General features: G+C 71.0%; 26 protein-coding genes. 16 read left to right on the plus strand and 10 right to left on the minus strand.

Annotated features, from left to right (window positions below):
- Positions 1-190: 190 nt before the first annotated feature.
- The 7 genes from chpT (at position 191) to MNOD_RS08160 (ending at position 7485) form a co-directional block, all read left to right on the plus strand.
- Positions 191-838 (plus strand): histidine phosphotransferase ChpT, encoded by a 648-nt coding sequence (gene chpT, locus MNOD_RS08130; RefSeq protein ID WP_015928373.1) that lies wholly within the window; start codon positions 191-193, stop codon positions 836-838.
- A 248-nt stretch (positions 839-1086) separates the two neighbouring features.
- Entirely contained in the window at positions 1087-3723 is a 2637-nt protein-coding gene (locus MNOD_RS08135; RefSeq protein WP_015928374.1) for a hybrid sensor histidine kinase/response regulator, read from the plus strand.
- A gap of 52 nt (positions 3724-3775) precedes the next feature.
- The gene (locus MNOD_RS08140) at positions 3776-4285 is read left to right on the plus strand and encodes a chemotaxis protein CheW (RefSeq protein WP_015928375.1); all 510 of its coding nucleotides are present in this window, start codon (positions 3776-3778) and stop codon (positions 4283-4285) included.
- A 14-nt stretch (positions 4286-4299) separates the two neighbouring features.
- Entirely contained in the window at positions 4300-4665 is a 366-nt protein-coding gene (locus MNOD_RS08145) for a response regulator (protein WP_015928376.1), read from the plus strand.
- A 100-nt stretch (positions 4666-4765) separates the two neighbouring features.
- Positions 4766-5935 (plus strand): protein-glutamate methylesterase/protein-glutamine glutaminase, encoded by a 1170-nt coding sequence (locus MNOD_RS08150; RefSeq protein ID WP_015928377.1) that lies wholly within the window; start codon positions 4766-4768, stop codon positions 5933-5935.
- A gap of 40 nt (positions 5936-5975) precedes the next feature.
- Positions 5976-6845, plus strand: coding sequence for a CheR family methyltransferase (locus MNOD_RS08155; RefSeq protein ID WP_015928378.1), 870 nt, complete (start codon positions 5976-5978; stop codon positions 6843-6845).
- Positions 6846-7257: 412 nt separating this feature from the next.
- Positions 7258-7485 carry a hypothetical protein gene (locus MNOD_RS08160; protein ID WP_015928379.1) on the plus strand — a complete coding sequence of 76 codons (228 nt, stop codon included), beginning with the start codon at positions 7258-7260 and terminating at the stop codon, positions 7483-7485.
- A 95-nt stretch (positions 7486-7580) separates the two neighbouring features.
- Here MNOD_RS08160 and tsf read toward each other — a convergent pair whose 3' ends face one another.
- Both tsf and MNOD_RS08170 read right to left on the minus strand, forming a co-directional pair.
- Positions 7581-8504, minus strand: coding sequence for a translation elongation factor Ts (gene tsf, locus MNOD_RS08165; RefSeq protein ID WP_015928380.1), 924 nt, complete (start codon positions 8502-8504; stop codon positions 7581-7583).
- 121 nt (positions 8505-8625) lie between these two features.
- Positions 8626-9675, minus strand: coding sequence for a 30S ribosomal protein S2 (locus tag MNOD_RS08170; RefSeq protein ID WP_015928381.1), 1050 nt, complete (start codon positions 9673-9675; stop codon positions 8626-8628).
- A 223-nt stretch (positions 9676-9898) separates the two neighbouring features.
- Between MNOD_RS08170 and MNOD_RS08175 the strand changes: the two genes are divergently transcribed.
- A complete protein-coding gene (locus MNOD_RS08175) occupies positions 9899-10534 on the plus strand; it encodes a glutathione S-transferase family protein (protein ID WP_015928382.1) in 636 nt (211 codons plus the stop codon).
- A 74-nt stretch (positions 10535-10608) separates the two neighbouring features.
- Here the strand turns inward: MNOD_RS08175 and MNOD_RS08180 are convergent, their stop codons facing one another.
- Together MNOD_RS08180 and MNOD_RS08185 are read right to left on the minus strand one after the other, a co-directional pair.
- Positions 10609-11874: an MFS transporter gene (locus tag MNOD_RS08180; protein ID WP_015928383.1), complete on the minus strand. Its 1266-nt coding sequence runs from the start codon at positions 11872-11874 to the stop codon at positions 10609-10611.
- Positions 11875-12155: 281 nt separating this feature from the next.
- Complete coding sequence (locus MNOD_RS08185) at positions 12156-12794, minus strand: invasion associated locus B family protein (RefSeq protein ID WP_015928384.1); 639 nt, start codon at positions 12792-12794, stop codon at positions 12156-12158.
- Positions 12795-13066: 272 nt separating this feature from the next.
- Between MNOD_RS08185 and MNOD_RS08190 the strand changes: the two genes are divergently transcribed.
- Together MNOD_RS08190 and MNOD_RS08195 are read left to right on the plus strand one after the other, a co-directional pair.
- Entirely contained in the window at positions 13067-13906 is an 840-nt protein-coding gene (locus MNOD_RS08190) for an FkbM family methyltransferase (RefSeq protein WP_050783297.1), read from the plus strand.
- Between the two features lie 116 nt (positions 13907-14022).
- A complete protein-coding gene (locus MNOD_RS08195; RefSeq protein ID WP_015928386.1) occupies positions 14023-14493 on the plus strand; it encodes a DUF992 domain-containing protein in 471 nt (156 codons plus the stop codon).
- On the opposite strand, the gene zwf is transcribed toward MNOD_RS08195, so the two are convergent.
- Both zwf and MNOD_RS08205 read right to left on the minus strand, forming a co-directional pair.
- Entirely contained in the window at positions 14487-15968 is a 1482-nt protein-coding gene (gene zwf, locus MNOD_RS08200; RefSeq protein ID WP_043750675.1) for a glucose-6-phosphate dehydrogenase, read from the minus strand. The genes MNOD_RS08195 and zwf overlap by 7 nt on opposite strands.
- A gap of 113 nt (positions 15969-16081) precedes the next feature.
- Complete coding sequence (locus MNOD_RS08205) at positions 16082-16918, minus strand: SDR family NAD(P)-dependent oxidoreductase (protein ID WP_015928388.1); 837 nt, start codon at positions 16916-16918, stop codon at positions 16082-16084.
- Positions 16919-17112: 194 nt separating this feature from the next.
- Between MNOD_RS08205 and MNOD_RS08210 the strand changes: the two genes are divergently transcribed.
- Positions 17113-18240, plus strand: coding sequence for an acyl-CoA dehydrogenase family protein (locus MNOD_RS08210; RefSeq protein WP_015928389.1), 1128 nt, complete (start codon positions 17113-17115; stop codon positions 18238-18240).
- 128 nt (positions 18241-18368) lie between these two features.
- Positions 18369-18857 carry a cyanase gene (gene cynS / locus MNOD_RS08215; RefSeq protein WP_015928390.1) on the plus strand — a complete coding sequence of 163 codons (489 nt, stop codon included), beginning with the start codon at positions 18369-18371 and terminating at the stop codon, positions 18855-18857.
- Here cynS and MNOD_RS08220 read toward each other — a convergent pair.
- On the minus strand, positions 18844-19638 hold the full coding sequence (locus tag MNOD_RS08220) for a ComF family protein (RefSeq protein WP_015928391.1): 795 nt from the start codon (positions 19636-19638) through the stop codon (positions 18844-18846). The genes cynS and MNOD_RS08220 overlap by 14 nt on opposite strands.
- Positions 19639-19851: 213 nt before the next feature.
- On the opposite strand from MNOD_RS08220, the gene MNOD_RS08225 reads away from it, so the two are divergent.
- From MNOD_RS08225 to MNOD_RS08235, 3 genes are read left to right on the plus strand one after another with little or no spacing between them, the layout of a single operon-like run.
- Positions 19852-20481: a class I SAM-dependent methyltransferase gene (locus tag MNOD_RS08225; protein ID WP_015928392.1), complete on the plus strand. Its 630-nt coding sequence runs from the start codon at positions 19852-19854 to the stop codon at positions 20479-20481.
- A gap of 48 nt (positions 20482-20529) precedes the next feature.
- Entirely contained in the window at positions 20530-21408 is an 879-nt protein-coding gene (locus MNOD_RS08230) for a methyltransferase domain-containing protein (RefSeq protein WP_043750681.1), read from the plus strand.
- A gap of 2 nt (positions 21409-21410) precedes the next feature.
- On the plus strand, positions 21411-21776 hold the full coding sequence (locus MNOD_RS08235) for a DUF427 domain-containing protein (RefSeq protein ID WP_015928394.1): 366 nt from the start codon (positions 21411-21413) through the stop codon (positions 21774-21776).
- Between the two features lie 35 nt (positions 21777-21811).
- On the opposite strand, the gene MNOD_RS08240 is transcribed toward MNOD_RS08235, so the two are convergent.
- The 3 genes from MNOD_RS08240 to argJ form a co-directional block, all read right to left on the minus strand.
- On the minus strand, positions 21812-22228 hold the full coding sequence (locus MNOD_RS08240; protein ID WP_015928395.1) for a (deoxy)nucleoside triphosphate pyrophosphohydrolase: 417 nt from the start codon (positions 22226-22228) through the stop codon (positions 21812-21814).
- 74 nt (positions 22229-22302) lie between these two features.
- Positions 22303-23025 (minus strand): SIMPL domain-containing protein, encoded by a 723-nt coding sequence (locus MNOD_RS08245; RefSeq protein ID WP_015928396.1) that lies wholly within the window; start codon positions 23023-23025, stop codon positions 22303-22305.
- On the minus strand, positions 23022-24272 hold the full coding sequence (gene argJ / locus MNOD_RS08250; protein ID WP_015928397.1) for a bifunctional glutamate N-acetyltransferase/amino-acid acetyltransferase ArgJ: 1251 nt from the start codon (positions 24270-24272) through the stop codon (positions 23022-23024). Before argJ ends, MNOD_RS08245 begins: the two co-directional genes overlap by 4 nt.
- A 257-nt stretch (positions 24273-24529) precedes the next feature.
- Here argJ and MNOD_RS08255 point away from each other — a divergent pair, with 257 nt between their 5' ends.
- Complete coding sequence (locus MNOD_RS08255) at positions 24530-25495, plus strand: LysR family transcriptional regulator (RefSeq protein WP_015928398.1); 966 nt, start codon at positions 24530-24532, stop codon at positions 25493-25495.
- The last annotated feature ends 126 nt before the right edge of the window (positions 25496-25621 follow it).

Here is a 25621-nt window from a genome sequence, read left to right on the forward strand (position 1 = left end):
CTCATGCCCCGGGCCCGCCCGATTGTCGATGGAGGCCCGCATGCGGGTGGTGACCGACCAGTCGCGGCGGCCGGTCCTGATCCCCCGGTCCCCGCGCTTTCCAAACCACCGCGGTGCCGCTATCCGTGCCGCTCCAGAGCCGGCGATTCACGCGTCGGATGTCTCCCGGACCGGGCCCCGGAGTCCCCTGATGATCACCGTCACCCTCGATGCTCTCGACCTCTCCGCGCTGCTCTGTTCCCGGGTCTGCCACGACGTGATCAGCCCGGTGGGCGCCATCGTGAACGGCCTGGAGGTGCTGGAGGACGAGAACGACGCAGGGATGCGCGACTTCGCCATCGACCTCATCCGCAAGAGCGCCAGGCAGGCCTCCGCGCGGCTGCAATTCGCCCGGATCGCCTTCGGGGCGGCGGGCTCGGTCGGGGCGACCATCGACCTTGCGGATGCGGAGGGCGTCGCCCGCGGCCTGTTCGGGGACGAGAAGACCAAGCTCACCTGGAGCGCACCGCGCGCCCTCTTCCCGAAGAACAAGGTCAAGCTTCTCCTCAACCTCGTGATCATCGCCGTGACCGCCATCCCGCGGGGCGGTGTCATCGATGTCGCGGTGACGGGCGAGGCCGAGGCGCCGGTCTTCGTGCTCACCTGCAAGGGCAGCCATGCCCGCATTCCGGCCCATGTCGAGGCGCTGATGGCCGGCACGCCCGAGAGCGGCACCGTCGATGCCCATGGTGTCCAGCCCTACTATGCCGGGCTCGTGGCGCGGGCCGCCGGCATGCAGGTCGGCTTCGCCATCGACGGCGACACCGTGACGATCCGCGCCGAGCCCGCGGCGGTCTGAATAGAAACTGAGGTGGGTGGAAGCCGCTCCGCTCCTCATGCTGAGGGTGCCATCGGGGGGCCTTGAGGCGGCGCCCTCTCGGCGCCACGGCGTCGCGGCCTCGGCGGGATTGCCGCCTGTAGCGGAGCGGATTCTCCTGCGCCTCGGCCCGATTCCGCAAGTGCGGCAGGCCGCGGCAACGGATCATCAACGCTCCGATGTCAGTCTCGCTCGGCGCAGAGGTCCTGCGACACCGACGAGTTGCCGAAATGGACGATTTGCTGCGTGAGTTTCTGACCGAGACGGGTGAACACCTGGATACGGTCGATCTGGAGCTCGTCCGCTTCGAACAGGATCCGAACAACCAGACGATCCTGCGCAATATTTTCCGGCTCGTTCACACCATCAAGGGAACCTGCGGGTTCCTCGGCCTGCCGCGCCTCGAGGCGCTGGCGCATGCCGCCGAGACCCTGATGGGCAAGTTCCGTGACGGCATGACCGTGACGAGAGAGGCGGTGACCCTCATCCTGCAGACGCTCGATCGCATCAAGGTGATCGTGGCGGAGCTGGAGCGCACGGCGGCCGAGCCGGCGGGAGCCGACGAGGATCTGATCGGCGCGCTTGAGCGCATGTCCGAGGGCGAGATTCCCGCACCGGCCGAGCCCTCCTCGCCTGCGGTGACCACCGGCACGCTGGTGCCGCAGACGCTGGAGCGGGCCTTGAAGCCCGGCGAGGTCTCGCTCGATGATCTGGAGCGGGCTTTTCGCGAGGCGCCCGGTCCTGCTCCGGAACTGAGGCCCGAGCCCGCCAAGCCCGCCGCCAAGGCCGAGCCGCAGCCCGAGGGCGAGGGCGCCGCGATCAGCAAGGTGCAGACGATCCGCGTGAACGTCGACACCCTCGAGCATCTGATGACGATGGTCTCGGAGCTGGTGCTGACCCGCAACCAGCTCCTCGAGATCGCCCGCCACCACGAGGACAACAGCTACAAGGTGCCGCTGCAGCGGCTCTCCAACGTTACGGCCGAGCTGCAGGAAGGGGTCATGAAGACCCGCATGCAGCCGATCGGCTCGGCGTGGCAGAAGCTGCCGCGGGTCGTGCGCGACCTCTCATCCGAACTCGGCAGGAAGATCGACCTCGTGATGCAGGGCGCCGAGACGGAGCTCGACCGTCAGGTGCTGGAGGTCATCAAGGATCCGCTCACCCACATGGTGCGCAATTCCGCCGACCACGGCATCGAGTCGGCGGCCGAGCGCAAGGCCGCGGGCAAGCCCGAGAAGGGCACGATCCGCCTCAGCGCCTTCCATGAGGGCGGCACCATCACCATCGAGATCGCCGACGACGGCAAGGGGCTCGATCTCGCCGCGATCCGCCGCAAGGCGGTGGAGCGCGGCATCGCCACCGAGGCGGAAGTCGAGCGCATGAACGACGCGCAGGTCGCGAAGTTCATCTTCCACCCCGGCTTCTCGACCGCCAAGGCCATCACCTCGGTCTCGGGCCGCGGCGTCGGCATGGATGTCGTCAAGACGAATATCGAGCTGATCGGCGGCACCGTCGACATCCGCACCCAGTTCGGCCAGGGCACCACCTTCACGATCAAGATCCCGCTGACGCTCGCCATCGTGGCGGCCCTGATCGTGTCGGCGCGCAACCACCGCTTCGCGATCCCTCAGGTCTCGGTGCTCGAACTCGTGCGGGTGCAGCCGGGCAGCGACCACACGGTCGAGCGCATCAACGGCTCGCCGGTGCTGCGCCTGCGCGACCGGCTTTTGCCGATCGTGCCCATCGCGGGGCTGCTCGGCCTCGACACGGACGCGGCGGCCGTCTCCTCCGACGAGGGCTTCGTGGTGGTGAGCCAGGTCGGGCGGCAGCGTTTCGGCATCCTGGTCGACGGTGTCTTCCACACGGAAGAGATCGTCGTGAAGCCGATGTCGACGAAGCTGCGGCACATCCCGCTCTACTCGGGCAACACGATCCTGGGCGACGGCGCCGTCGTCCTCATCATCGACCCCAACGGCGTCGCCCGCATGCTCGGCGCCGCCAGCGGCCAGCCCGGCGAGGCGGATGCGGAGGTCGAGGAGGTGGCGGCCGCCGACCAGACCGTGACGCTGCTCGTCTTCAAGGGCGGCGGCGACGCCCTCAAGGCGGTGCCGCTCTCGCTGGTCACGCGCCTCGAAGAGGTCGATGCCGCCAAGGTCGAATGGGTGGGCGGGCGTCCGCTGATCCAGTATCGCGGGCGGCTGATGCCCCTCGTGCCGGTCGATCCCGATCAGGTGCTGCGGCGCGAGGGGTCGCAGGCACTGGTGGTGTTCTCGGACGGCGAGCGCTCGATGGGCCTCGCGGTCGACGAGATCGTCGACATCGTCGACGAGGTGCTCGACGTGGAACTCGCGGCGGAGCGCTCCGATCTGATCGGGTCGGCGGTGGTGCGTGGGCGGGCGACCGAGATCGTCAACATCGCCCATTACCTGCCGCTCGCCCATGACGATTGGGCGCGCGCGCCGCGGCGCAGGGAGCCTCAGGTCCCGCGGCTGCTGCTCGTCGACGATTCGGACTTCTTCCGCGAGATGCTCACGCCCGTGCTCAAGGCGGCGGGCTACAGGGTGACGACCGCCGCGAGCGCCGAGGAGGCGCTGGCGATCCTCTCGGGCGAGACCCGCATCGACATCGTGGTGAGCGACCTCGACATGCCGGGCCGCTCCGGCTTCGACCTCGTCGAGGCCATGCGCGTGGCCTCGCCGCGCATCGCGGCGCTGCCGGTGATCGCGCTGGCGGCGAGCGTCGCCCCCGAGGTGATCGAGCGCGCCCGGGCGCTCGGCGTCGCCGATTTCGTGGCCAAGTTCGACCGCAGCGGCCTGGTGGCCGCGCTCAACGAGATCTCCGCTCCCTCCCTCGATGCGGCGGCCTGACCTCCGCCCAGGCTTGCCCCGAGGACTTGCCCCAAGGATCCGAGCGACGCCCATGATGGCCGCCAACAGCAATGTCGCCCGTCCGGGCGAGACCGCCGCCGCCCCGGTCGGGGAGACCATCGACTACGTCACCGTCAGCCTCGGCGACGAGACGTTCGGGCTGCCCATCGACCGGGTGCACGACGTCTTCATCGCCACGAACCTCACCGACGTCCCCCTCGCGCCGCCGGAGATCAAGGGCCTCTTGAACCTGCGCGGCCGGGTCGTGACGGCGATCTGCCTGCGCCGGCGCCTCGGCCTGCCCGACCGCGACTCGGAGGGCCGCAACATGGCGGTGGGCCTCGAACTCGGCGGCGAGGCCTACGGGCTCCTCGTCGATCAGGTCGGCGAGGTGATGAAGCTCTCGGCCGACACCTACGGCCCGAACCCGGTGCACATGGATGCGCGCTGGCGCAACGTCTCACGCGGCGTGCACCGCCTCGACGGGCGGCTCCTGATCGTCCTCGACGTCGATGCCGTGCTGGCCTTCGGCGACGAGCGGACGACCGCCTCGGCGGCCTGAGGGGAGGAGACGCGATGAGAACCTGCCTGATCGTCGACGATTCCGCCGTCATCCGGAAGGTGGCCCGGCGCATCCTGGAAGGGATCGGGTTCCGCGTCGCGGAGGCGGAGGACGGCACTGACGCGCTGGACCTGTGCCGCGAGGCGATGCCCGACGCGATCCTGCTCGATTGGCGCATGCCCCAGATGGACGGCTACGAGTTCCTGCGCGAGCTTCGGCGCCTGCCCGACGGAAGCCGGCCCAAGGTGGTGTTCTGCACCACCGAGAACGACGTCGCCTCCATCGCCCGTGCCCTGCATGCGGGCGCCGACGAGTACATCATGAAGCCCTTCGACAAGGACATCATGACCGCCAAGCTCCAGGAGGTCGGCCTGGCCTGACCGGCCCCCGGCGCCTGCGGCATGCGCCCGCCGGACCGGGACGGGCGGCCTGTCCGTCCTCGAAGAAACGCTCCCGAGACGCCCCGAGGCCCTTATCACCATGGTCGCTGCCGCTGCGCCGTCCCACACCCCGCCCGCTGCATCGCGCATCAAGGTACTGGTGGCGGACGATTCCGCGGTGGTGCGCGGCCTCGTCTCGCGCTGGCTGGAGGAGGCGGGCTGCGAGGTGGTGGCGACGGCCTCGAACGGCCGGATCGCCGTCGAGACCCTCGATCGCGTCAGCCCGGACATCGTTCTGCTCGACATCGAGATGCCGGAACTCGACGGCACCCAGGCGCTGCCGCGGATGCTTGCCAAGCGGCCGGGCCTCCAGGTCGTCATGATGTCGACCCTGACGCAGCGCAATGCCGAGATCTCCCTGCGCTGCCTCGCGCTCGGCGCCATCGACTACCTGCCCAAGCCCGAAGGCAATCGCGGCGTCACCACGACGGCGAGCTTCCGCGAGGACCTGATCCAGAAGATCCGCATGCTCGGTGCCGCCCTGCGGGCGGGTTGCGCCACCGGCGCCGGGCCCCTGCGGCGCAGCCTGCCCGAGCGGCCCGGCCTCGCGGAGCGGGCGGTCCCGGCGCCGGCGGCGCGCCCGGCGGCCCCGGTGACGCTGCGCCCCCGGATCGCCCGCGCGGCGCCGCGAATCCTCCTCGTCGGGGCCTCGACGGGCGGGCCGCGGGCGGTGGGCGAGGTGCTCGAAGGGATCGGCGCCACGGCCCTGCGGCGGCTGCCGATCCTCATCGTCCAGCACATGCCCCCGGTCTTCACCGGCGTTTTCGCCGAGCATCTCGGCACCCGCACGGGGCTTCCGGCGGCCGAGGGCAGGCACGGGGAGGGGCTTCGCCCCGGCACCATCACCGTCGCCCCGGGCGGGCGCCACATGGGCCTGTCGGGCCACGGCTCCGACATCGCGATCCGCCTCGACGACGGGCCGCCGGTGAATTTCTGCCGGCCCGCCGTGGACGTGCTGTTCCGCGATGCCGCGGCGCTGTTCGGGGCGGCGACCCTGTCGGTGGTGCTCACCGGGATGGGGTCGGACGGGACGCACGGCGCCAAGGCGCTGATCGAGGCCGGCGGCACCATGCTGGTGCAGGACGAGGCGTCCTCGACGGTCTGGGGCATGCCCGGCAGCATCGCCAAGGCCGGCTATGCCCACGAGATCCTGGCCCTGCCCGCGATCGGACCCGCCCTCCGGGCCCAGATCACCGGCGGACAGGCCTGATGCCCTCCTTGCGTGGCGGTGCCGGGAAGGGCGGAGAGCGATGACCGAGACCGAGTTCGAGTTCCTGCGCTTCTATCTCAAGCAGCGCTCCGGCCTCGCCCTGACCCCCGAGAAGCGTTACCTGATCGAGAGCCGCCTCACGCCGGTCTGCCGGCGCTTCGGCATCGCCACGCTCACCGAGCTCGTGGGCACCCTCCGCCTCGCGCGCGAGAGCGCGATCGGGACGGCGGTGGTCGAGGCGATGACCACCAACGAGACCTTCTTCTTCCGCGACCGGGCGCCCTTCGACCTGTTCCGGGACGTGCTGCTGCCGCAGGCGCTCGCCGCCCGCGCCGCGACGCGGCGCCTGCGCATCTGGTGTGCGGCGGCCTCCACCGGTCAGGAACCCTACTCGCTGGCGATGCTCCTGAGCGAGGCCGCCGCCCGGCTCGCGGGATGGCGCATCGACCTCATCGGCACCGATCTCTCGACCGAGGTGCTGGAGAAGGCGCGGCTCGGCCTCTACAACCAGTTCGAGGTCCAGCGCGGCCTTCCGGTCCAACTCATGCTCAAGCACTTCGAGCAGGTGGGCGAGCAGTGGCGGATCAGCGCCGCCCTGCGGCAGATGGTGGATTTCCGGCCGCTCAACCTGCTCGACCGGTTCGATCAGCTCGGCACCTTCGACATCGTGTATTGCCGCAACGTGCTGATCTATTTCGACGCGCCGACGAAGGCGGACGTGCTCGGGCGGATCGCCGCCCAGCTCGCCCCGGACGGGGCGGTGCTGCTCGGCGCCGCCGAGACGGTGATCGGCATCACGGACGCGCTCAGCCCCGATCCCAAGCATCGCGGCCTCTATCGCCACGGCGCCGGCAAGGCCGCTTTGGCGCCGCCCGCGCTGCAGAGCATGCCGCGCCTGGCCATGCGCTGAAGTAGCCCCGCCGCGTTTCGACGCAGCCGAGCGCGACCATTCCTGTTGCCCCGCCGGCGTGGTCTGCTACACGGGCAGTCCTGACCGCCAGCGCGCCCGGAGGCTTCCGGAACCCGTCTGGGCTGCGCGGTGGAAGGGCCGGCGATGACGGGATGGGGCGGACCAGTTCTCTGCAACCCATTCCTGTGAGGCTCAGTGGGCCGAGTAGTCGCAGGAGCGTCAGTGGTTCGGGGAACAGGAACCGCGACCCTGGCGCATGGCCCACCAGGATTCACCCGCATGAGCCGGCGCGGCGATCGGGAGACGCCGGCATCCGCCTTTGCGAAGCAATCTGCCGGATCCTGTATGGCACCCTTGTTAACGGGTGCGGCCTAGGGTCGGCGGGTCGAATTCCCCAGGCGAGTGTCCGGCCATGTGGCGCCTCTTGACCGGCGGCATCAAGGCGATCCTGTCGATCGCGGCGCTCGCGGTCGCGGCCCAATGGGCCGCCCGGCCCGAGGCATCGAAGACCCCCGCCTTGGCCTCCGCGATGCGCGATCCGGCGACCACGGGCGCGATCGTCGCGCGCAAGAAGCCCGCCAGCCCGGACCAGCGGGGTCTGCAGCAGCTGATGTCGGAGAATGTGGGCGGCGCGCGATAGGCGGCCTGCTCCCTGGCGGCGCGTGAACGACAAAGGCCGGAGACGGGCTGACCCGTCTCCGGCCTGAGATGATCGCGCGAGGGGAGGGGACGCGCTCAGCCCTTGGCCGCCGCCGCGACCTCGCTGGCGAAGTCCGGACCCTCTTCCTTCTCGATGCCCTCGCCGAGGGCGTAGCGCACGAAGCCCGCGAGCTTCACCGGGCCGCCGGCCTTGCCCTCGGCCTCCTTGAGCACCTGGGACACCGTCTTCGAGGTGTCGTGCACGAAGGGCTGCTCCAGGAGGGTGACCTCCTTGTAGTAGCTCTTCAGGCCGCTCTCGACGATCTTGGCAAGCACGTGGTCCGGCTTGCCGGCATTCTTCTCGCGCAGGATGTTGCTCTCGCGCTCGATCGTGGCCTGGTCGATGCCCGTGGCGTCGAGGGCGAGCGGGTTCGTCGCCGCCACATGCATGGCGATCTGGCGGCCGAGCGTGCTCAGGAAGCCGACATCGCCGTCCGACTCAAGCGCCACGAGCACGCCGATCTTGCCGAGGCCCTCGCTCACCTGGCTGTGCACGTAGGTGGCGATCACGCCCTTCTCGACCGTGAGCTTCGCCGTGCGGCGCAGGGTCATGTTCTCGCCGATCGTGGCGATGAGTTCCTGCAGGCGGTCCTTCACGGTCGTCTGCGAGCCCGGGAAATGCGCGGCCTCCAGCGCCTCGACGCCGCCCTCGGCGTTGAGCGCGACCTTGGCGGCCTCGCGCACGAAGGCCTGGAAGCTGTCGTTGCGGGCGACGAAGTCGGTCTCGGAATTCACCTCGACCACCGCCGCGTGACGGCCGGCGGATTCGACGGCGACGAGGCCCTCGGCGGCGACGCGGCCGGCCTTCTTGGCGGCCTTGGCGAGGCCCTTCTTGCGCAGCCAGTCCACGGCGGCCTCGATGTCGCCCGCCGTCTCGTTCAGGGCGGACTTGCAGTCCATCATGCCCGCGCCGGTCTTCTCGCGCAGGTCCTTGACCATCGCAGCCGTGATGTTGGCCATGGGACGTCCTTTCCACTCAACCGGATAAAGGGAGCCCGGCGCTGCACCAGCGCCGGGCTGAACTTGTCGTTACGCTGTCGGGGGCGCCCCGGGGCGCCCGGCCTCACGCTGCGCCGGCGGCTTACGCCGCCGCGGCGGCCTCGACGAAGGCGCGCGCCTGGTTGATCCAGCCGTCGCGCTCGATGCGGCCGTTGAGCTTCAGCTCGGAATCGACCTTCGCCACGTCCTCCGGCGCCATCGCGGCAATCTGCCAGTAATGGTAGATGCCGGCGTCGTTCAGCTTCTGGACGAGCTGCGGGCCGACGCCCGTGAGCTTGGTCAGGTCGTCGGGCGCGCCGCGCGGGGCGGCGAGCAGCTCGAAGGGCTCGCCCACATAGGGCTCCGCGATGTCGAGATGGGCCACCTCGGGCTCGTTGAGGTTGGCGGGCAGTTCCTCGGCCAGCGGTTCCTCCGAGGCGCCGAGATCCATGCCGAGCGCACCCTGGCCGCGGGAGATGCCGTCGATCGCCGCCCGGGCGATGAGGTCGCAATAGAGCGCGATGGCGCGGCCCGCATCGTCGTTGGCCGGGACCACGTAGGTGATGCCGTCCGGGTCGGAATTGGTGTCGACGATGGCCGCCACCGGGATCCCGAGGCGCTTGGCCTCCTTGATCGCCAGCTGCTCCTTGTTGGTGTCGATCACGAACAGCAGGTCGGGCACGCCGCCCATGTCCTTGATGCCGCCGAGCGCCTTTTCGAGCTTGTCCTTCTCGCGGGACAGCATCAGGCGCTCCTTCTTGGTGAGGCCCTGGCCGCCGCCGGCGAGGATCTCGTCGACCTTGCGCAGGCGCTGGATCGAGCCCGAGATGGTCTTCCAGTTGGTGAGCGTGCCGCCGAGCCAGCGGGAGTTCACGAAGTACTGGGCCGAGCGCCGGGCCGATTCCGCCACCACGTCCGCGGCCTGCCGCTTGGTGCCGACGAACAGCACGCGGCCGCCCTTGGCGACGGTGTCGCTCACCGCCTGCAGCGCCTGGTACAGCGCCGGCACGGTCTGGGCGAGGTCGATGATGTGGATGTTGTTGCGGGTGCCGAAGATGTAGGACTGCATCTTCGGGTTCCAGCGGTGCGCCTGGTGACCGAAATGCGCGCCGGCCTCGAGGAGCTGACGCATCGAGAAATCGGGAAGGGCCATGTCTTAAGTTCTCTCCGGTTCTATCCGCCGCGGAGGAAGCGACCGGCCGCGCGGCCAGCCACCGGAAACGCCTCATTCAGGCATGAGGCCGGCTCCGCGTGTGGGATGGCGGGCGCTTTATCGGATTGCACCCCGAAAGGCAAGGCGAACCCCCTTGATCCGCCGGGCGGGCCGCTTGAGCGTGGCAGCGCCTCCGAATCGGGGGCGGCCGGAGACCGACCGCATGACCACGGACCGCGTGACGCTCTACCATTCGCCGAACACCCGCTCGTCGAGCGCGCTCCTGCTCCTGGAGGAGCTCGGCGCGCCCTACGATCTCCACGTGCTCGACATGAGGGCGGGCGAGAACCGGCAGCCCGCCTATCTGGCGGTGAACCCGATGGGCAAGGTGCCGGCGATCCGCCACGGCGAGGCCCTGGTCACCGAGCAGCCCGCCATCTTCATCTATCTCGCCGACCTCTTCCCCGAGGCCGGCCTCGCCCCGCCGCTCGGCGACCCGCTGCGCGGCCCCTACCTGCGCTGGATGGTCTATTACGGCAGCTGCTTCGAGCCCGCGGTGGTGGACAAGGCGCGCGAGCTCGATGCCGGGCCGCAGGCCATGTCGCCCTATGGCAGCTTCGAGGCGGTGATGGGCGTCGTGAACGACCAGCTCCGCCGCGGGCCGTATCTGCTGGGCGAGCGCTTCAGCGCCGCCGACGTGCTGTGGGGCATGGCCCTCGCCTGGACCACCATGTTCAAGCTGGTGCCCGAGACGCCCGAGATCGCCGCCTATATCGCCCGCCACACGGAGCGTCCGGCGGTGGCGCGGGTGCGCGAGCGGGACGCGGCGCTCGCGGCCGGTCAGAGCGCGGCCGCCTGAGCGGCCGACGGTCGGGATGCGGTCCCCTCTCCTGAACAGGAGAGGGGGGAATGCCTCCTGGGGCGTCGCCCCCGTCAGGCGCGCTGTGCTGCCGCCGGCAGGAGGTCGCCCTCCGCCTGCGCGGAGGCGGTCCCGGCGGCGAGCACCTTGCCGCGGGGGCCGACCCAGCGGCCGACCCACTGGCGCGACCACAGGGTCAGGCAGCCGAGGACCACGGCGGTGAAGACGGCGTAGCCCACGAAACCCGCCGCGAAGCCGCCGGTGAACTGCTTGGACAGGCCCATCGCGTTCGGCAGGATCGCCCCGCCGAGCGCCCCGATCTCCCCGATCATCGAGCCCGCCACCGCCGTGTTGCTCGGCCAGCGCAGCGGTACCAGCTGGAACAGCGCCCCGTTGCCTGCACCCAAAGCCGCGAAGCAGACCATGAACAGGATCGTGGTCAGCAGCAGCGGCGGCGTGGCGGTCAGCAGCAGGAACGAGCCCACGGCCGCCAGCAGCACCACGGTGAGAACCAGGATTCCGCCGAGCCGGTCGGCGAAGTAGCCGCCCACCACCCGGATTCCTGAGCCCATCAGCGCCGCCAGCATGGTCAGCCGCCCCGCCTCGACCTTGGTCACGGCGAACTGCTCGTAGAAGAAGGTCGGCAGGAAGTTCGACAGGCCGATGAAGCCGCCGAAGGTGATCACGTAGATCAGGTTGAAGGCCCAGCCGTCCTTCTCGAACAGGCAGGAGATGTGCTCCCGGAAGCTCTGGTGCTCGCGGTCCGGCGGCTCCTTGGCGAAGATGATCATGACCAGCAGCGGCAGGATCATGACGACGCCGGCAAAGCCGTAGACCGCCTGCCAGCCATAGGCCTGGGCGAGCGGCGGAGCGAACAGCACGGCGAGCACCGTGCCGGAATTGCCCGCGCCCGCGATGCCCATGGCCAGCCCCTTGTGCTGCGCGGGAAACCAGCCGGAGCCGAGCGAGAGGGCGACGCCGAAGGAGGCGCCGGCGATGCCGAGCAGGACGCCCATGGCGAGCACGTCGCCATAGCTGCTGACGACGAAGAAGCCGTAGGCCATCGCCAGGATGATGAGGGCCATCTCGGTGATGGCGGCGTTCTTGCGGCCGATATACTGGGCGAGCACGCCCAGCGGAAACCGCATGATGGCGCCGGCGAGGATCGGCAGGGAGATCATGAACCCGGTCTGGGCCGGGGTGAGCCGATAGGTCTCGGTGATGAACGGGCCCATGGCGCCGTTCAGCACCCAGATCGCGAAGCAGAAGTCGAAATACAGGAAGGCGGCAAACAGCGTCGGGGGATGCCCCGATTTCATCACGGTCTTGAAACTGGCCATGGGTTGAGCCTCACGCAAGAAGCCCCCGCGGGGGGTGGTGTCGCGCTTCAGGAATGAGGGTGCGGGAGACCGGCCTTACGATGCCGCCCCGTCACCCTGTCGATCGGACAACCCTGTCCAAGGCTCGGGCATCTTTGCCCCGGCCGTGACCGGCCAGCCTGTACGGCCTTCTGGCAGGAAACATGCCAGTCCGTTCCCGCGAGCGCGCTGCCCCGCGCGGCGCTTGAGAGCGCACTGAGCGGGCAGGTCTCTGCTCAACAGTGAGGCAGATGCGCGGCTGCTCAGCCCGCGAGCAGCGCCACGCGCGCGAGCGCCGCGGCGAAGCCCGCGAGCGGCACCGTGATGGTCTCGGCCTCGCCGTTCGGCTTGGTGCCGGTGATCCGCAGGGCCACGGCGGTCTTCATGGCATCGGTGGCGATGGTCGGGAAGCTGATCGGCACCACGCACCCCGCCGCCACGCAGGTGCTGAAGGGCGCGCCCTTGCCGAGCGTCGCGTCGTCGAGCTTGAAGGTGACGCCGGGCTCGAGCGCGAGCCCGAGCGGCATCAGGATCACCCCCTCGCTGCGGCCGTTCTCGGGCGGGCGCAGTTCGATGCTGAAGCGGCGCCGGCCGGTCTGCGCCTCGCCCTGGGCCTGCGACAGCGCGCAGCGCCGGGCCGCGCTCTCGCGGGTGCAGTTGATCGTCCAGTCGCCATAGACTTCGCTCACCGCGCTCGCCCCCGGCGGCCAGCCGGACGGGGCCGCCGCGGGCGCGCTCGCCGGCGCCGGCTTGCGCGGGGCCGGCGCGGGCCGGCGGGCCGGCTTTGCGGGCGCGGGCGCGGGAGCCGGCTCCGGCGCCTCCCCCTCCTGGCCGAGCACGGGCGCCCCGGCGAGCGCAAGGGCGAGCGTCAGGGCAAGGCGGGTCGAACGGCGAGACGGCATGCGGATTCCTCGGGCGGCCCTGCGGCGGAGGGCCGTGACGGGCTCCCTCTAGTGCGGCCGGCGCCATAAGGGAAGCCTCGGACCGAGCCTGTATGTTACTGATATGACTTGGAGTTATTCTATGGACTCATTCAAGGCTCGAACCCCGTCCGGCCGCTGACGTTCGAGTGCGGCCTTTCATCCGCCCCATCATCGTGAATCCGCAATCTTCACGGACGGCGCAGACGGATCCGGTGCGTCACACCTCCCGTCAGGGTTGAGCCGCATGAGGTATGCGCGTGGTTCCGGTCCGCCTGGCGCGAAAACTGACGCTGCAGCTCGGGCGCGTGCAGGGTGCCCACCCGGTGGTCGAGGCGATCCGACGCCGCAGCACGGGACTCGGGGTGCAGGAGGTCGTCGACTTCGACGGCGATCTGCGGATGGCGCTCGACCTGCGCGAGCAGACCGCCAGCGAGATCTTCTGGTTCGGCTATCACAGCCGGGCGGTCGTGCGCTGCCTCGACCGGCTGCTGCAGCCCGGACAGGTGCTGTTCGACATCGGCGCCCGCTTCGGCGAGATCACCCTGGTGGCGGCCAAGCGCGTGGGCCGGTCCGGAGCCGTCTACGCCTTCGAGGCGCTGGAGACCACGCATCGCAAGCTCGCCGCCAACGTCGCGGCGAACCGCCTGGAGCAGGTCCGGCGCATCCCCTGCGGCGTCGATGCGGTGCCCGGCACCCGGATGGTCGATGCGCGCGCGGGCCGCTACATCGGCGGCACCCTCGCGGAGGGGCGCGGCGGCGCCGGGCGCCTGACCGCCCAGGTGCAGCTCACCACGATCGACGCGGTGGTCGGCCATTACCGCCTGGAGCGCCTCGACGGCATCCGCCTCGACCTGGAAGGGGCCGGGCTGCCGGCCCTGCGGGGTGCTGCGGCGGCGCTGCGACGCTTCGCACCCTGGCTGCTCATCGAGCTCTCCCGCGCGGAGCCGGGCATCGCCCCCGGGGAACTCGCGGAGGTCCTGTGCGGCTACCGCCTGCATCGCATCGGGCCGGATGGGGCGATCGTGCCCCTGGACCGGCGCGACTTCGGCGAGCGCGAGGTGCTCCTCGGCCTGCCGGCGAGGCGGGGCTGATCCGCCGCGCAACGGGCACGCAATCTTCGACGGAATACGGCGGCAACGCTTCCCCGGCATGGTTAACGCCAGACTTCGAGGGCGACCGGAACGCCCCTCAGCGTCGGAGATTCGTCATGCGGTCGATCGTCATCGCCCTCTCGCTCGCCGCCCTCGCTTCCGCGGCGACGCTCGCCTTCGCCCGCACCGGCGCGGAGCGGATGCGGCCCGCCGGCACGCTCACCTGCACCACCAACCCGCATGTCGGCCTCGTCTTCGGCACCACCCGCGCGGCAACCTGCACGGTCGTCGGCGAGGCGGATGGAAGGCCGCAGGATTATGGCGCGCTCTTTCCCCGCGCCGGGCGCGACAGGGACGTAACCCGCAGCGAGACGCTGGCGTGGCGCATCCACACAGCCGACGGCGCCCTGCGGCCCGGGGAGCTGGAAGGGCTGTTCTCCGGCGATCCCGCCGCCACCCTGCCGGCCTTCCGGGCCGAGCGCCGGGCGATCCGTCTGGAGCCGATCCGCCCCGCAGCCGATGCCGGCCTCAACTTCGCCGAGGGGACGCCGCGCCTCCTCCTCGGCGCCGTACGGGCCTCCTACTGATCGATATCCTCGTGCCAGGTGCGGCCGTCGCGCTCGATCAGCGCGATGGCCGCCGTCGGTCCCCAGGTGCCGGCCGGGTAGGGGCGCGGCGGCTCGGGCCGGTCCGCCCAGGCCTGGAGAACGCCGTCCGCCCAAGCCCAGGCCGCCTCGACCTCGTCGCGGCGCATGAACAGCGTGGCGTTGCCCCGCACCACATCCATCAGCAGGCGCTCGTAGGCGTCAGGATAGCGCTGGTTGAAGGTCTGCTCGAAGCTGATGTCGAGGCCCGTCGCCCGCAGGCGCATGCCGCCCGGGCCCGGTTCCTTGGTCATGATCTCGAGCTTGATGCCCTCCTCGGGCTGGAGCCGGATCACCAGCCGGTTCGGCTCGCGGGCGAATGATTCGGGCGGGAAGATGCTGAAGGGCGAGGAGCGGAACTGCACCACGATCTCGGACATCTTCTGCGGCAGCCGCTTGCCCGTGCGCAGGTAGAACGGCACCCCGGCCCAGCGCGGCATCATCAGGTCGAGCTTCAGCGCCACGAAGGTCTCGGTGAGGCTGCGCGTCTCCCCGCCGAGATCCGCGAGGTAGCCGGGCACCGGCTTGCCGTCGATCGCGCCCGCCACGTATTGGCCGCGCACGGTCAGGGACGGGACGTCGTGGGCCGGGATGGGCTTCAGCGCCCGCAGCACCTTCAGCTTTTCGTCGCGCACCGCGTCCGGGTCGAGGGAGAGGGGGCTCTCCATGGCGAGCAGGCAGAGGAGCTGCAGCATGTGGTTCTGCAGCATGTCGCGCAGCGCGCCCGAGCCGTCGTAATAGCCGCCCCGTCCCTCGACCCCCACCGTCTCCGCCACCGTGATCTGCACGTGGTCGATCACGTCGGCGTTCCACAGCCGCTCGAAGATCGTGTTGGCGAAGCGTAGCGCCAGCAGGTTCTGGACCGTCTCCTTGCCGAGATAGTGGTCGATGCGGAAGATCTGGTTCTCGGGGAAGACCTGCCCGACCTGGTCGTTGATGGCCTTCGCGGAGGCGAGGTCGTGGCCGATCGGCTTCTCCAGCACCACCCGCGACTTCGGGCCGATGAGGCCATGCGCGCTGAGGTTGCGGCAGATCGGGCCGTAGAGGTTCGGCGAGGTGGCGAGATAATAGGAGCGCACCTGGTCGGGCCGCTCGTCGAGGAGGCGGGCGAGGTCCGGCCAGCCCTCGTCCCCGAGCCCGTCGACGGCGACATAGGTGATGTGGGCGAGGAAGCCCTCCATGGTCGCCGGGTCGAGGTCGGCTGCCGGCACGTGCCGCCTGAGCGCCGCCTGCGCCATCTCCCGGTACTCCGAATCGGGGTGGTGGCTGCGCGCCGCCGCGATGATGCGGCTCGTCTCCGGGATCTGCCGGTCGCGGAAGCGGTAGTAGAGCGCCGGCAGGAGCTTGCGCATGGTCAGGTCGCCGGTCGCGCCGAACACGACGCCGTCGAAGGACGCGACGGGAATGATCTTGGGCATGCGGCCTGACATCTCCACGTTCCGATCGGGCGCCATGCAAGCGCACCGCCAACGCAGGGGGCGCCGCCCCCTGCAACCCCCGCCGAAGGGCCTGAAGCCCCTTCGGAATCCCCTCAATCCTTCATGTAGGCCGCGAAGGCGTCCTTGTGGTCCGGGTGCCAGCGCGACAGGGCGGGACGGTTGCGGATGATGTCCTCGACCGCCCAGCGCATGCGCTTCTCGTCCTGCGCCCGGGTCGTCTCGTTGTCGGGGCACAGGATGTAGAAGTCGCCTGCGGCGATTCCCTCGGCCATCTTCGCCACCGTCTGGTCGGGAGTCCAGGCGCCCGCCGGCTTCTCGGTCACGCCGCGGGCACGCGTCAGCCCCGTATAGACGAAGCCCGGGATCAGAAGATGGGCGGTGACGGGCACGCCGCGCTCCCGCAGCTCGTGGGCGAGCGCCTCGGTCACGACCTTCACGCCCGCCTTGCTGACATTGTAGGGCGTGTTGCCCGGCGGCGTGGTGATGCCCTGCTTGGAGCCCGTCACCACGATGGCGGCCGGCGCGCCGGCCTCGATCAGGCCCGGCACGAAGACCTGCAGCGTGTTGATGACGCCCCAGAGATTCGTGTCGAGGATGCGGTGCCAGGTGGCGTCGTCGGAGAAGAAGCGCCCGCCCGCCTCGATCCCCGCATTCGCCATCACGAACGACACCGGGCCGAGGGCGGCGGCGGCCGCGCGCAGTGACTCCACGGCCTCCCGGCGCGCCACGTCCGTCGGCACCGCCCGCACCCCGGCGCCCGCGGCGGCCACCTCCCGGGCCGCGGCGTCGAGCGCCTCGCCCGGAAGGTCGGCCAGCACCACGCTCATGCGGCGGCCGGCGCAGTAGCGGGCGGCGGCAAGGCCGATGCCGCTCGCGGATCCGGTGATGACGGCGACCCGGCCCGGCGCCAGGGCGGGATGATCGGTCATGCGTTCACCTCCTGCCTGAGAATGTGGCTTCGCCCGCGAGGTAGGGCGGCCGGATCGGCCGGACAAAGGGCGGCTGCTCCGGCGCCCATGCCCGCCAGGGTGGCATGGTTCTTGGAGATACCGGGGGCGGCCGGTCCTTCGCGCGCTGCAGGCGCACCGGGCATCCGAACCCGAGGTCCGCCGGGGAGACGACCATGCTGCGGGTAACGACCATGCAGGTCGGGCCGGACAGGCCCACTGCGACCGAGACCATGCTGGCCGATCTGCGGCTCGCGGCCGAGCGCGAGCTCGTGCCCCTCGTCCGGCGCATCGACGAGGAGGGGCTTTATCCCGAGGCGGCCCTGCGTGCCTTCGGGGCAGCCGGTGCCTACGCGGCGCATCTCCCGGCCGGCGGGCCGCACGGGGCCGCGGATCTGGGCGGCGCCATCCAGGCCGCCGCGGAGGCGGCCGAGCATTGCCTCTCCACCGCCTTCTGCATGGGATGCCAAGCGACGCTGGCCTGGATCATCGCCTGCTCGGACAACGCCACGCTCCGCGCCGGGCTCGGGCCGCAGGTGGCCTCCGGCGCCGTGCTCGGCGGTGCGGGCCTCGCGAACCCGATGAAGACCTATATGGGCCTGGAGCGCATCCGGCTCGAGGGCCTGCGCACGGCCGGCGGCTACCGGGTCAGCGGAACCCTGCCCTGGGTGGCCAATCTCGGGCCCGATCACGTCTTCGCCGCCGCTTTCGGCCGGCCGGAGGGGCGCTACGCCATGGCGGTCATGCGTTGCGGGGCCGAGGGCCTGCGGCTGACCGGGCCCGGCCGCTTCCTCGCGCTCGACGGCACGCGCAGCTTCGGCGTCGAATTCCGCGACGTCTTCGTTCCCGACGAGGATCTCCTGGCCGATCCGATCGAGGGCTATTTCAAGCGCATCCGCGCGGGCATCGTGCTGTTGCAGACCGGCATGGCGATCGGCCTCGTGCGCGCCTGCCTGCGCGTGATGCGCGAGGTCGCCCGCCCGCTCGCCGCCGCGAACCGTCACCTCGACGTGCAGCCCCGCGACGTCTCCGATCGGCTCGACGCGCTGGAGGAGGAGGTCGATCTGCTCGGCGCCGCGCCGTTCGAGACCGATCCGGCCCATTGGCGTCGCGTCCTCGAAGCGCGGCTCACCGCGAGCGAGCTTGCCCTCTGCGCCGCCCAGAACGCCCTGCTGCACAGCGGCGGCCAGGGCTTCGTGGCCGGCGCCGAGGCCCAGCGCCGCCTGCGCGAGGCCGCCTTCGTCGCCCTCCTCACCCCGGCCATCAAGCACCTCAAGCGGATGCTGGCCGAATTGCAGCATTGATCCGACGCATGGCAGTCCATGCCGGATCCGGTCGGCGCCGTCCGTGCGCGGTGCGCCCGACCCCCGTCCGACGCCCGGGCCATCGCGGCCGCACGGCGCCCGACCTCCTGTCCGCAAGGGAGACTCCGATGAAGCGTCAAGACCTCACCGAAAAACTGCTCGACATCAAGCGCGAGAAGGGCTGGACCTGGAAGTACATCCAGGAGCAGATCGGCGGCCTGTCGCCGATCCTCATCACTGCCGCCTGCCTCGGCCAGATGAAGCTGCCGAAGGCCCAGGCCCGGAAGGCCGCCGCCCTGTTCGGCCTGTCGGAGGCGGAGGAGCGGCTCCTCAACGAGGTGCCCTATCGCGGCTCGATCCCATCGATGCCGCCGACCGATCCGCTGATCTACCGCTTCTACGAGCTCGTCATGGTCTACGGCACCACCTGGAAGGAGCTGATCCAGGAGGAGTTCGGCGACGGCATCATGTCGGCGATCGACTTCAACATGGAGATGGAGCGCGAGCCCAACAACAAGGGCGACCGGGTGAAGCTGTCGATGTCGGGCAAGTTCCTGCCCTACAAGTACTACGGCAATGAGGAGGGCGTGCCGGATTACGGCTTCAAGGAAGCCTGAGACTCTCCGGGCCGGCCTCCCCGACGAGGGGAAGCCCGTCATGGACCACGCAGGCGAAGGTCAGGACGTCGACCGCCGCCGCCCCGCCGCGCAGGAGCGCCCGGGCGGCGGCGTTCGCGGTGGCGCCCGTGGTCATCACGTCATCGACGAGGAGGACGCGCCGGCCCTGGAGCCGGGGCTTCGCCGCGGGCGGCACCCGGAAGGCGCCCTGCAGGTTCTCGGCCCGCCCGGCGCGGGTGAGGCCGACCTGCGGGCGTGTGCGCTTCACGCGCGCGAGAAGGCCCGGCTCGACCGGCACCCCGCTTTCCCGCGCCGCATGGCGGGCGAGCAGCGCCGCCTGGTTGAAGCGGCGCCACCACAGGCGCCAGCGCCAGAGCGGCACCGGCACGACCACGTCGGCCTCCTTGAGGAGGCCGCTTCCCGCCCGCGCCATCATCCCGCCCAGCGCGGCGGCGAGGTCCAGCCGGTCCTCGTATTTGAGGCGATGCACGAGGCGCCGCGCCGCGTCGTCGTAGCGCACGGCCGCCCGCGCCCGGGCGAAGACCGGCGGATCGGCCATTGCTGCGGGCGAGAGCAGCCCCGGCACGCCGAGATCGACCGCGAAGGGGGTGCCGAGCCGCTCGCAATAGGGCGGCTCGATGAAGCGCATCCCGCGCCAGCAGGCCGGGCAGAGGGCATGCGGCGTGCCCGTTGCCGCCCCGCAGGCAATGCAGCTCGGCGGGTAGATCAGCCCGACAAGGGCCTCGAGAGCCGACAGGACGGGGCGGTGGAAGGACGGCATGGCCTCTGGCGCTCCGGGCGGCCTCCCGCCGCGACCGCCATCCTTCCCCAGCGGCACCCCGGCCGGCAAGGGTGCGCCGCACACGGAAGAAGCAAGGACCGGAGGCGCCCGAGCGCTTCCATCGGCGCCCCACAGCCTCTAAGCCCGCCGGCGGCCGCTTCCGGCGCAGACGCGCCATCGTCGCGGGCGGTCAGGAACGGGAGAGGCAGGGCGATGAGCTTTCTCAGGCGCCAGATGATGATCGCGCGGCAGCGGATCCCCGCGCCCATCCGGCCTGCCTTCAAGATCCTGAAGATGCTGGCGGTCAGGGGCGCGACCTCGCCGCAGATCCCCGCCCATCTGCTGGCGGATTGCCGGCTCCTCCCCTCGCGCAAGGATCTCGCCCGCTCGCTCGGGGGCGGCCGCATCGCGGAGATCGGGACCCAGCACGGCACCTTCGCCCGCTTCCTCCTGGACGAGGTCCGGCCGGAGCGCCTCCACGTCGTCGATCTCGACTTCAGTCACACGGACCGGTCGGTCCTGGAGGACGGCCGGGTGTGCGTGCACACCGGGTTCTCGGCGGAGATCCTGTCCTCCTTCGAGGACGACACCTTCGACTGGATCTACATCGACGCCGACCATTCCTACGAGGGCGTGCGGGCCGACGCCGAGGCGGCCCGCACCAAGGTCAAGGTCGGCGGCCACCTCGTCTTCAACGACTTCGCCCATGCCGACCCGTTCCTCGGCGTCTACGGGGTGCATCGGGCCGCGACCGAGTTCCTGGTCCGGCACCAATGGCCGGTCCGGTTCATGTCCTACGATCCCAACGCCCTCTACGACATCGCGATTCAGCGTCCGGCCTGAGGGCCGGGCCCTGGCGTGCCGTCTCTCGGCGCGCCATTTATGGGCGGCATGTCGACACCGCCGCCTCTCTTCGACGCCACCCTGATCCGCAAGCGCCTCGCCCGCGCGAAAGCGGCCGGATTCGCAGACTTCCTGGTCGCCCGCGCCTGCGAGGATCTGGGCGAGCGGCTCGGCACGGTGCTGCGCACCTTCGAGCAGGCGCTCGATTGCGGCACGCCGACGCCGCAGGCCGCCGCGTGGCTGCGGGAGAGCGGCCGCGCGGGCGACCTCGTCCGCCTTGCGCCGCTGCCCGAGCCGGCGCAGCCCGGCATCGCGCTCGCCGTGGGCGATGCCGAAGCGCTGCCCTTCGGCGAGGGCCGCTTCGACCTCGCCCTCTCGCTGCTCGCGCTCCAGCACGCCAACGACCTGCCGGGCGCCCTGATCCAGATCCGCCGGGCGCTCAAGCCCGACGGGCTGTTCGTCGGCTGCCTGATGGGCGGGCGCTCCCTCGCCGAGTTGCGGCAGGTGCTGGCGGAGGCCGAGAGCGAGATGGAGGGCGGGGTCAGCCCCCGCGTGGCGCCCTTCGCGGAGGTGCGCGACCTCGGCGGCCTGCTCCAGCGCGCGGGCTTCGCCCTGCCGGTGACGGATGTCGAGACGGTGCCGGTGCGCTACGCCACGCCCTTCGGGCTGATGCGCGACCTGCGGGCGATGGGCCTCACCAACGCCCTGCGGGAGCGCCGCGGCAGCTTGCGCCGCGCCACCCTGATGCGGGCCGCCGCGCTCTATGCCGAGCGCTTCGCCGATGCGGACGGGCGGGTGCGCGCCACCTTCGAGCTGATCTGGCTCTCGGGCTGGGTGCCGCACGAGAGCCAGCAGAAGCCCCTCAGGCCCGGCAGCGCAAAGATGCGCCTCGCCGATGCGCTGGGCACCACCGAGCACAGGAGTTGAGCATGAAGGAGCCCGGCCCCGACCACCCGATCGCCATCACGCCGAATCCCCACCGCATCCGCGTGGTGCTGGGCGGCGTCATCGTCGCCGAGACCACCCGTGCGCTGACGCTCAAGGAGGCCGGCCTGTCGCCCGTGCAGTACATTCCGCGCGAGGACGCGGAATGGGACCTGTTCGAGAAGACGAACCACACCACCCACTGCCCCTATAAGGGCGATGCGAGCTACTACTCGCTCACCGCAGGCGGCGTGGAGCAGACGAACGCGGCGTGGAGCTACGAGACGCCGTTCCCGGCGGTGGCCGCTATCAAGGATTATCTCGCCTTCTACCCGAACAAGGTCGATGCGATCGAGGAGTTCAAGGACTGAGCAGACTTGGCAGGGGCCCGCCAGGGCGAGCCTGCTCAGGGCCCGAGCAGGTCCACGAGCGCCGGCAGCAGCGGCAGGTCGGCTGGGGGCATCGGATAGGTCGCGAGGTCGCGCGGGCGCACCCATTTCAGCGCCTGCCCCTCGCGCGCCTGCACCAGCCCCTCCCAGCGGCGGCAGATGTAGAGCGGCATCAAGAGGTGGAAGCTCTCGTAGGCGTGGCTCGCGAAGGTGAGGGGGGCGAGGCAGGGCTCCTTCACGGCGATGCCGAGTTCCTCCGCGAGTTCGCGGATCAGCGTCTCCTCGGGCCGCTCGCCCGGCTCGATCTTGCCGCCCGGGAATTCCCACAGGCCCGCCAGCGCCTTGCCGGGCGGACGCTGCGCCAGCAGCACACGCCCGTCGGCATCCACGAGCGCGACGGCGACGACGAGGAGGAGCTTGAGCGGATCGGGCATGGGCCGCGGTTAGCGCGGCGGCGCGGGTTTGGAAAGGGTGCGGGTCGCCCGTCCGGCGGGGCGGGCGACCGCGGTCACGGCGCGATCACCCAGGTGACCTCGACGGTGGCGCTCACCTCGACCGTTCCGGCCTCCACCGGCACGCTCGGCCCCCGCGCCTTCGCCGCGAAGGCCCGGCCGGCATAGACCGGAGGCTCGCTGCGGGCGGGCGACACGATGGTCTCGATGCGGCCGAGGCGTAAGCCCGCCGCCTCCGCCAGGGTCTCCGCCTGCCGGATCGCATCCTTCACGGCGGCTTTGCGCACCTCGCTCTCGGCCTTGGCGGCGTCACGCAGCCCGAAGGTCACACCGCCGATCCGGTCGGCCCCGCCGTCGAGCGTGCGGCGCATCAGCTCGCCGAGGCGGCCGAGATCGGTCAGGCGGATCTGCACCGCATTGGTGGCCTGATACCCGTCCGGAACCTCCCGGACCGGCCCGTTCGGGTCGCGCACCGGGCGCGTCACCGGCCGCAGCGTCACCGCGGAGGTCGAGACCTCCGCGCCGAACTCCTTGGCGAAGGCGATGAGCTTGCGGGCGGCCTCGGAATTCTGGTCGAGGGCGGCGGCCGCGCTCGGGGCCCGCCGCTCCACGGCGATCTCGACGGAGGCGTGGTCCGGCGGCACCTCGGCGCTGGCGCGGCCGATCACGCTGATCCGCCCGGGATCCTCGGCCGCCGCCGGGCCGGCGAGCAGCAGGGCGAGCCCCGCCGCAGCGAGAAGCCATGCGGCGGGGAGCCGTGCGGCGAAGCCCCGCCTCACGAGCGATAATCCCCGTTGATCTCGACATAGGCCTTGGTGAGGTCGCAGGTCCAGACCCGGGCCGTGCCGGCGCCGAGGCCGAGATCGACGCGGATCGTCACCTCCTGCTCGCGCATCACGGCGCTCGCGGCCGCCTCGTCGTAGGCCGGGTCGCGCGCACCCTCGACGGCGACCCGCACGTCGCCGAACCAGATGGCGAGGCGGTCGCGCTCGGCGGGCTCGCCGGCCTTTCCGACCGCCATCACCACGCGGCCCCAATTCGCGTCCTCGCCCGCCACCGCGGTCTTCACGAGCGGCGAATTGGCGATCGAGAAGGCGATGCGGCGCGCGGAGGCGTCGTCTGCCGCCCCTTCGACCTGCACGGTCACGAATTTGCGCGCGCCCTCGCCGTCGCGGGCAACGAGCTGGGCGAGCTCGATCAGGAGGTCGTCGAGGGCTGCCGCGAAGGCGGGCAGGCGCGGATCGTCCGCCGCGGTCACGGGCGGGTTCCCGGCCTGGCCCGTCGCGAATATGAGCAGCGTGTCGGAGGTCGAGGTGTCGCCGTCGACGGTCACGCAGTTGAAGCTGCGCTCCGCACCGGCGCGGAGGAGCTGCTGCAGCACCGGTGCCTCGATCGCCGCATCCGTGAACACGAAGGAGAGCATCGTGGCCATGTCGGGGGCGATCATGCCGGCCCCCTTGGCCATGCCGTTGATCGTCACCTCGGTCTCGCCGAGGCGCAGGCGGCGGGTGGCGAGCTTCGGGAAGGTGTCGGTGGTCATGATGGCCCGGGCGGCCTCGGCCCAGCGGTCTGGTTCGGGGCCGGCGCGGCCCGCGCAATCCGCGAGCACGCCCCCGAACTTCGTCGCGTCGAGCGGCTCGCCGATCACGCCGGTCGAGGCGATGAAGACCTGGTCGGGGGTGCAGCCCGCCGCCGCCGCGGCGATCTCCGCCGTGAGCGCGACCGCCTGCCGGCCCTTCATCCCCGTGAAGGCGTTGGCGTTGCCGGAATTCACCACCACGGCTCGGGCCTCGCGGGCGCCCTCGCGGGCGCCGAGCTGCGCGCGGCACCAATCCACCGCCGCCGAGGGGCATTTCGAGCGGGTGAACACGCCCGCGGCTCGCGTGCCGGGATCGAGCAGCACGAAGAGGACGTCGGTGCGGTCCCTGTAGCGGATCCCCGCCTGGGCGGTGGCGAGGCGCACGCCGGCGATCGGCGGCAGATCGGGAAGCTGGGCCGGGGCGAGCGGCGAGACGGGATGGGACATGCGGAACTCCGGCATTCCGCCGACCCCTGGGCCGGCGTGGCGGTGTTGCCCCGGCGGGCGCTGCTTCGTCAACCGGCTGCGGCTGGTCAGAGGCAGGCCTCGCCGGAACAGGGGCCGACACTGGAAAGGTGATTCCCATCACTGAGATGACGATAGTCTCGTGACCGGAAAATTCTCATCTAGAGTTGAAAAAACTCACCTAGAGAGGCAATCTTTGGTCCGCGTGACGTTGCGTCCGATTCCTCCCGGAGGTCCGCTTGGCCCACCCGCAAGTGCTGCGAGACATGGCTCTGTTCGTCGAGGTGGCGAAGCGCAAGAGCTTCAGCCAGGCCGCCGCCGCGCTGGACGTGCCGATCTCCTCGCTGTCGCGCCGGATTACCCAGTTCGAGGCCTCGATCGGCCTGCGCCTTCTGGACCGCACCACCCGGAAGCTGGTGCTGACGCCTTACGGCGAGGCTTATTACGAGCAGGCGATTCGGCTCGTCGAGGAGGCACAGCGCTGCTTCGACGATCTGGTGGCGCAGGCGCGCGGCCCGAGCGGCCTGCTGCGGATCAGTGCGCCGCCGGAAGCCTGGGCTCTGCGGCACCTGCCGGATGTGATCGCGGCCTTCCTGCGGACACATGAGCACGTGCGCATCCATGTGGACCTGCGGATGCCGGGATCCGACCTCATGTCGGAGGGATGCGACCTCGCCATCGTGATGGAGGAGCCGCGGGAGACCGCGGTGATCGCGCGGCCGATCGGGCAGCTCAGCACCGGTCTGTTCGCTGCGCCGTCCTACCTCGCCCGGGCCGGCGCGCCGCGGCACCCGGACGACCTCGCGCATCAGCAGCACACGCTTCTCGTGGCGGCGAGCGGTTCGACCCCGCTCGTGCTGGCGCGGGCCGGCGAAAGCGTCACGGTGACAGCCGGCGGTGCCGTGTCCTGCAACAGCCTTCCGCTCGCCCAGCGCTTCGCGGCGGCGGGGCACGGCCTCGTGCTGCTGCCCGAGATCGATGCGGCCGCGGAGATGCCGGCCCTGCAGCGGGTGCTGCCGGACTGGAGCGGGCCGCCCGTCCCGGTCGCGATCGTCACGACCTCGCGCCTGATCCCGGCCAGGGCGCGCGCCTTCATCGATGTCGGCGGTCGCCATCTGGCGGCGCTGCTGTCGCTGCGCGGGTCCGACGGCGCCGAGGGCGAGGAGGCGGCGGACCTCTCGCCGCTCTACGCGTGGCAGGCCTGATCCGGTTTCGGGAGGCTCGGTTCGGAGACCGATCACCGAGGCCTCGCAGCGCGGAGCAGAGTTCCGCGCGGGCTTGAGCGGAGCCGCCACCTGCATGGCCAAGCCATCCTGTATGGCGACGCCATC

It is taken from the genome of Methylobacterium nodulans ORS 2060 (genome assembly GCF_000022085.1).
GTDB classification, from domain to species: Bacteria; Pseudomonadota; Alphaproteobacteria; order Rhizobiales; family Beijerinckiaceae; genus Methylobacterium; species Methylobacterium nodulans.

Bases quoted from the DNA above. Each gene is read 5' to 3' on its own strand.
- chpT (WP_015928373.1), top strand. From the start codon at position 191: ATGATCACCGTCACCCTCGATGCTCTCGACCTCTCCGCGCTGCTCTGT.
- MNOD_RS08135 (WP_015928374.1), top strand. From the start codon at position 1,087: ATGGACGATTTGCTGCGTGAGTTTCTGACCGAGACGGGTGAACACCTG.
- MNOD_RS08140 (WP_015928375.1), top strand. From the start codon at position 3,776: ATGATGGCCGCCAACAGCAATGTCGCCCGTCCGGGCGAGACCGCCGCC.
- MNOD_RS08145 (WP_015928376.1), top strand. From the start codon at position 4,300: ATGAGAACCTGCCTGATCGTCGACGATTCCGCCGTCATCCGGAAGGTG.
- MNOD_RS08150 (WP_015928377.1), top strand. From the start codon at position 4,766: ATGGTCGCTGCCGCTGCGCCGTCCCACACCCCGCCCGCTGCATCGCGC.
- MNOD_RS08155 (WP_015928378.1), top strand. From the start codon at position 5,976: ATGACCGAGACCGAGTTCGAGTTCCTGCGCTTCTATCTCAAGCAGCGC.
- MNOD_RS08160 (WP_015928379.1), top strand. From the start codon at position 7,258: ATGTGGCGCCTCTTGACCGGCGGCATCAAGGCGATCCTGTCGATCGCG.
- tsf (WP_015928380.1), bottom strand. From the start codon at position 8,504: ATGGCCAACATCACGGCTGCGATGGTCAAGGACCTGCGCGAGAAGACC.
- MNOD_RS08170 (WP_015928381.1), bottom strand. From the start codon at position 9,675: ATGGCCCTTCCCGATTTCTCGATGCGTCAGCTCCTCGAGGCCGGCGCG.
- MNOD_RS08175 (WP_015928382.1), top strand. From the start codon at position 9,899: ATGACCACGGACCGCGTGACGCTCTACCATTCGCCGAACACCCGCTCG.
- MNOD_RS08180 (WP_015928383.1), bottom strand. From the start codon at position 11,874: ATGGCCAGTTTCAAGACCGTGATGAAATCGGGGCATCCCCCGACGCTG.
- MNOD_RS08185 (WP_015928384.1), bottom strand. From the start codon at position 12,794: ATGCCGTCTCGCCGTTCGACCCGCCTTGCCCTGACGCTCGCCCTTGCG.
- MNOD_RS08190 (WP_050783297.1), top strand. From the start codon at position 13,067: ATGCGCGTGGTTCCGGTCCGCCTGGCGCGAAAACTGACGCTGCAGCTC.
- MNOD_RS08195 (WP_015928386.1), top strand. From the start codon at position 14,023: ATGCGGTCGATCGTCATCGCCCTCTCGCTCGCCGCCCTCGCTTCCGCG.
- zwf (WP_043750675.1), bottom strand. From the start codon at position 15,968: ATGCCCAAGATCATTCCCGTCGCGTCCTTCGACGGCGTCGTGTTCGGC.
- MNOD_RS08205 (WP_015928388.1), bottom strand. From the start codon at position 16,918: ATGACCGATCATCCCGCCCTGGCGCCGGGCCGGGTCGCCGTCATCACC.
- MNOD_RS08210 (WP_015928389.1), top strand. From the start codon at position 17,113: ATGCTGCGGGTAACGACCATGCAGGTCGGGCCGGACAGGCCCACTGCG.
- cynS (WP_015928390.1), top strand. From the start codon at position 18,369: ATGAAGCGTCAAGACCTCACCGAAAAACTGCTCGACATCAAGCGCGAG.
- MNOD_RS08220 (WP_015928391.1), bottom strand. From the start codon at position 19,638: ATGCCGTCCTTCCACCGCCCCGTCCTGTCGGCTCTCGAGGCCCTTGTC.
- MNOD_RS08225 (WP_015928392.1), top strand. From the start codon at position 19,852: ATGAGCTTTCTCAGGCGCCAGATGATGATCGCGCGGCAGCGGATCCCC.
- MNOD_RS08230 (WP_043750681.1), top strand. From the start codon at position 20,530: ATGTCGACACCGCCGCCTCTCTTCGACGCCACCCTGATCCGCAAGCGC.
- MNOD_RS08235 (WP_015928394.1), top strand. From the start codon at position 21,411: ATGAAGGAGCCCGGCCCCGACCACCCGATCGCCATCACGCCGAATCCC.
- MNOD_RS08240 (WP_015928395.1), bottom strand. From the start codon at position 22,228: ATGCCCGATCCGCTCAAGCTCCTCCTCGTCGTCGCCGTCGCGCTCGTG.
- argJ (WP_015928397.1), bottom strand. From the start codon at position 24,272: ATGTCCCATCCCGTCTCGCCGCTCGCCCCGGCCCAGCTTCCCGATCTG.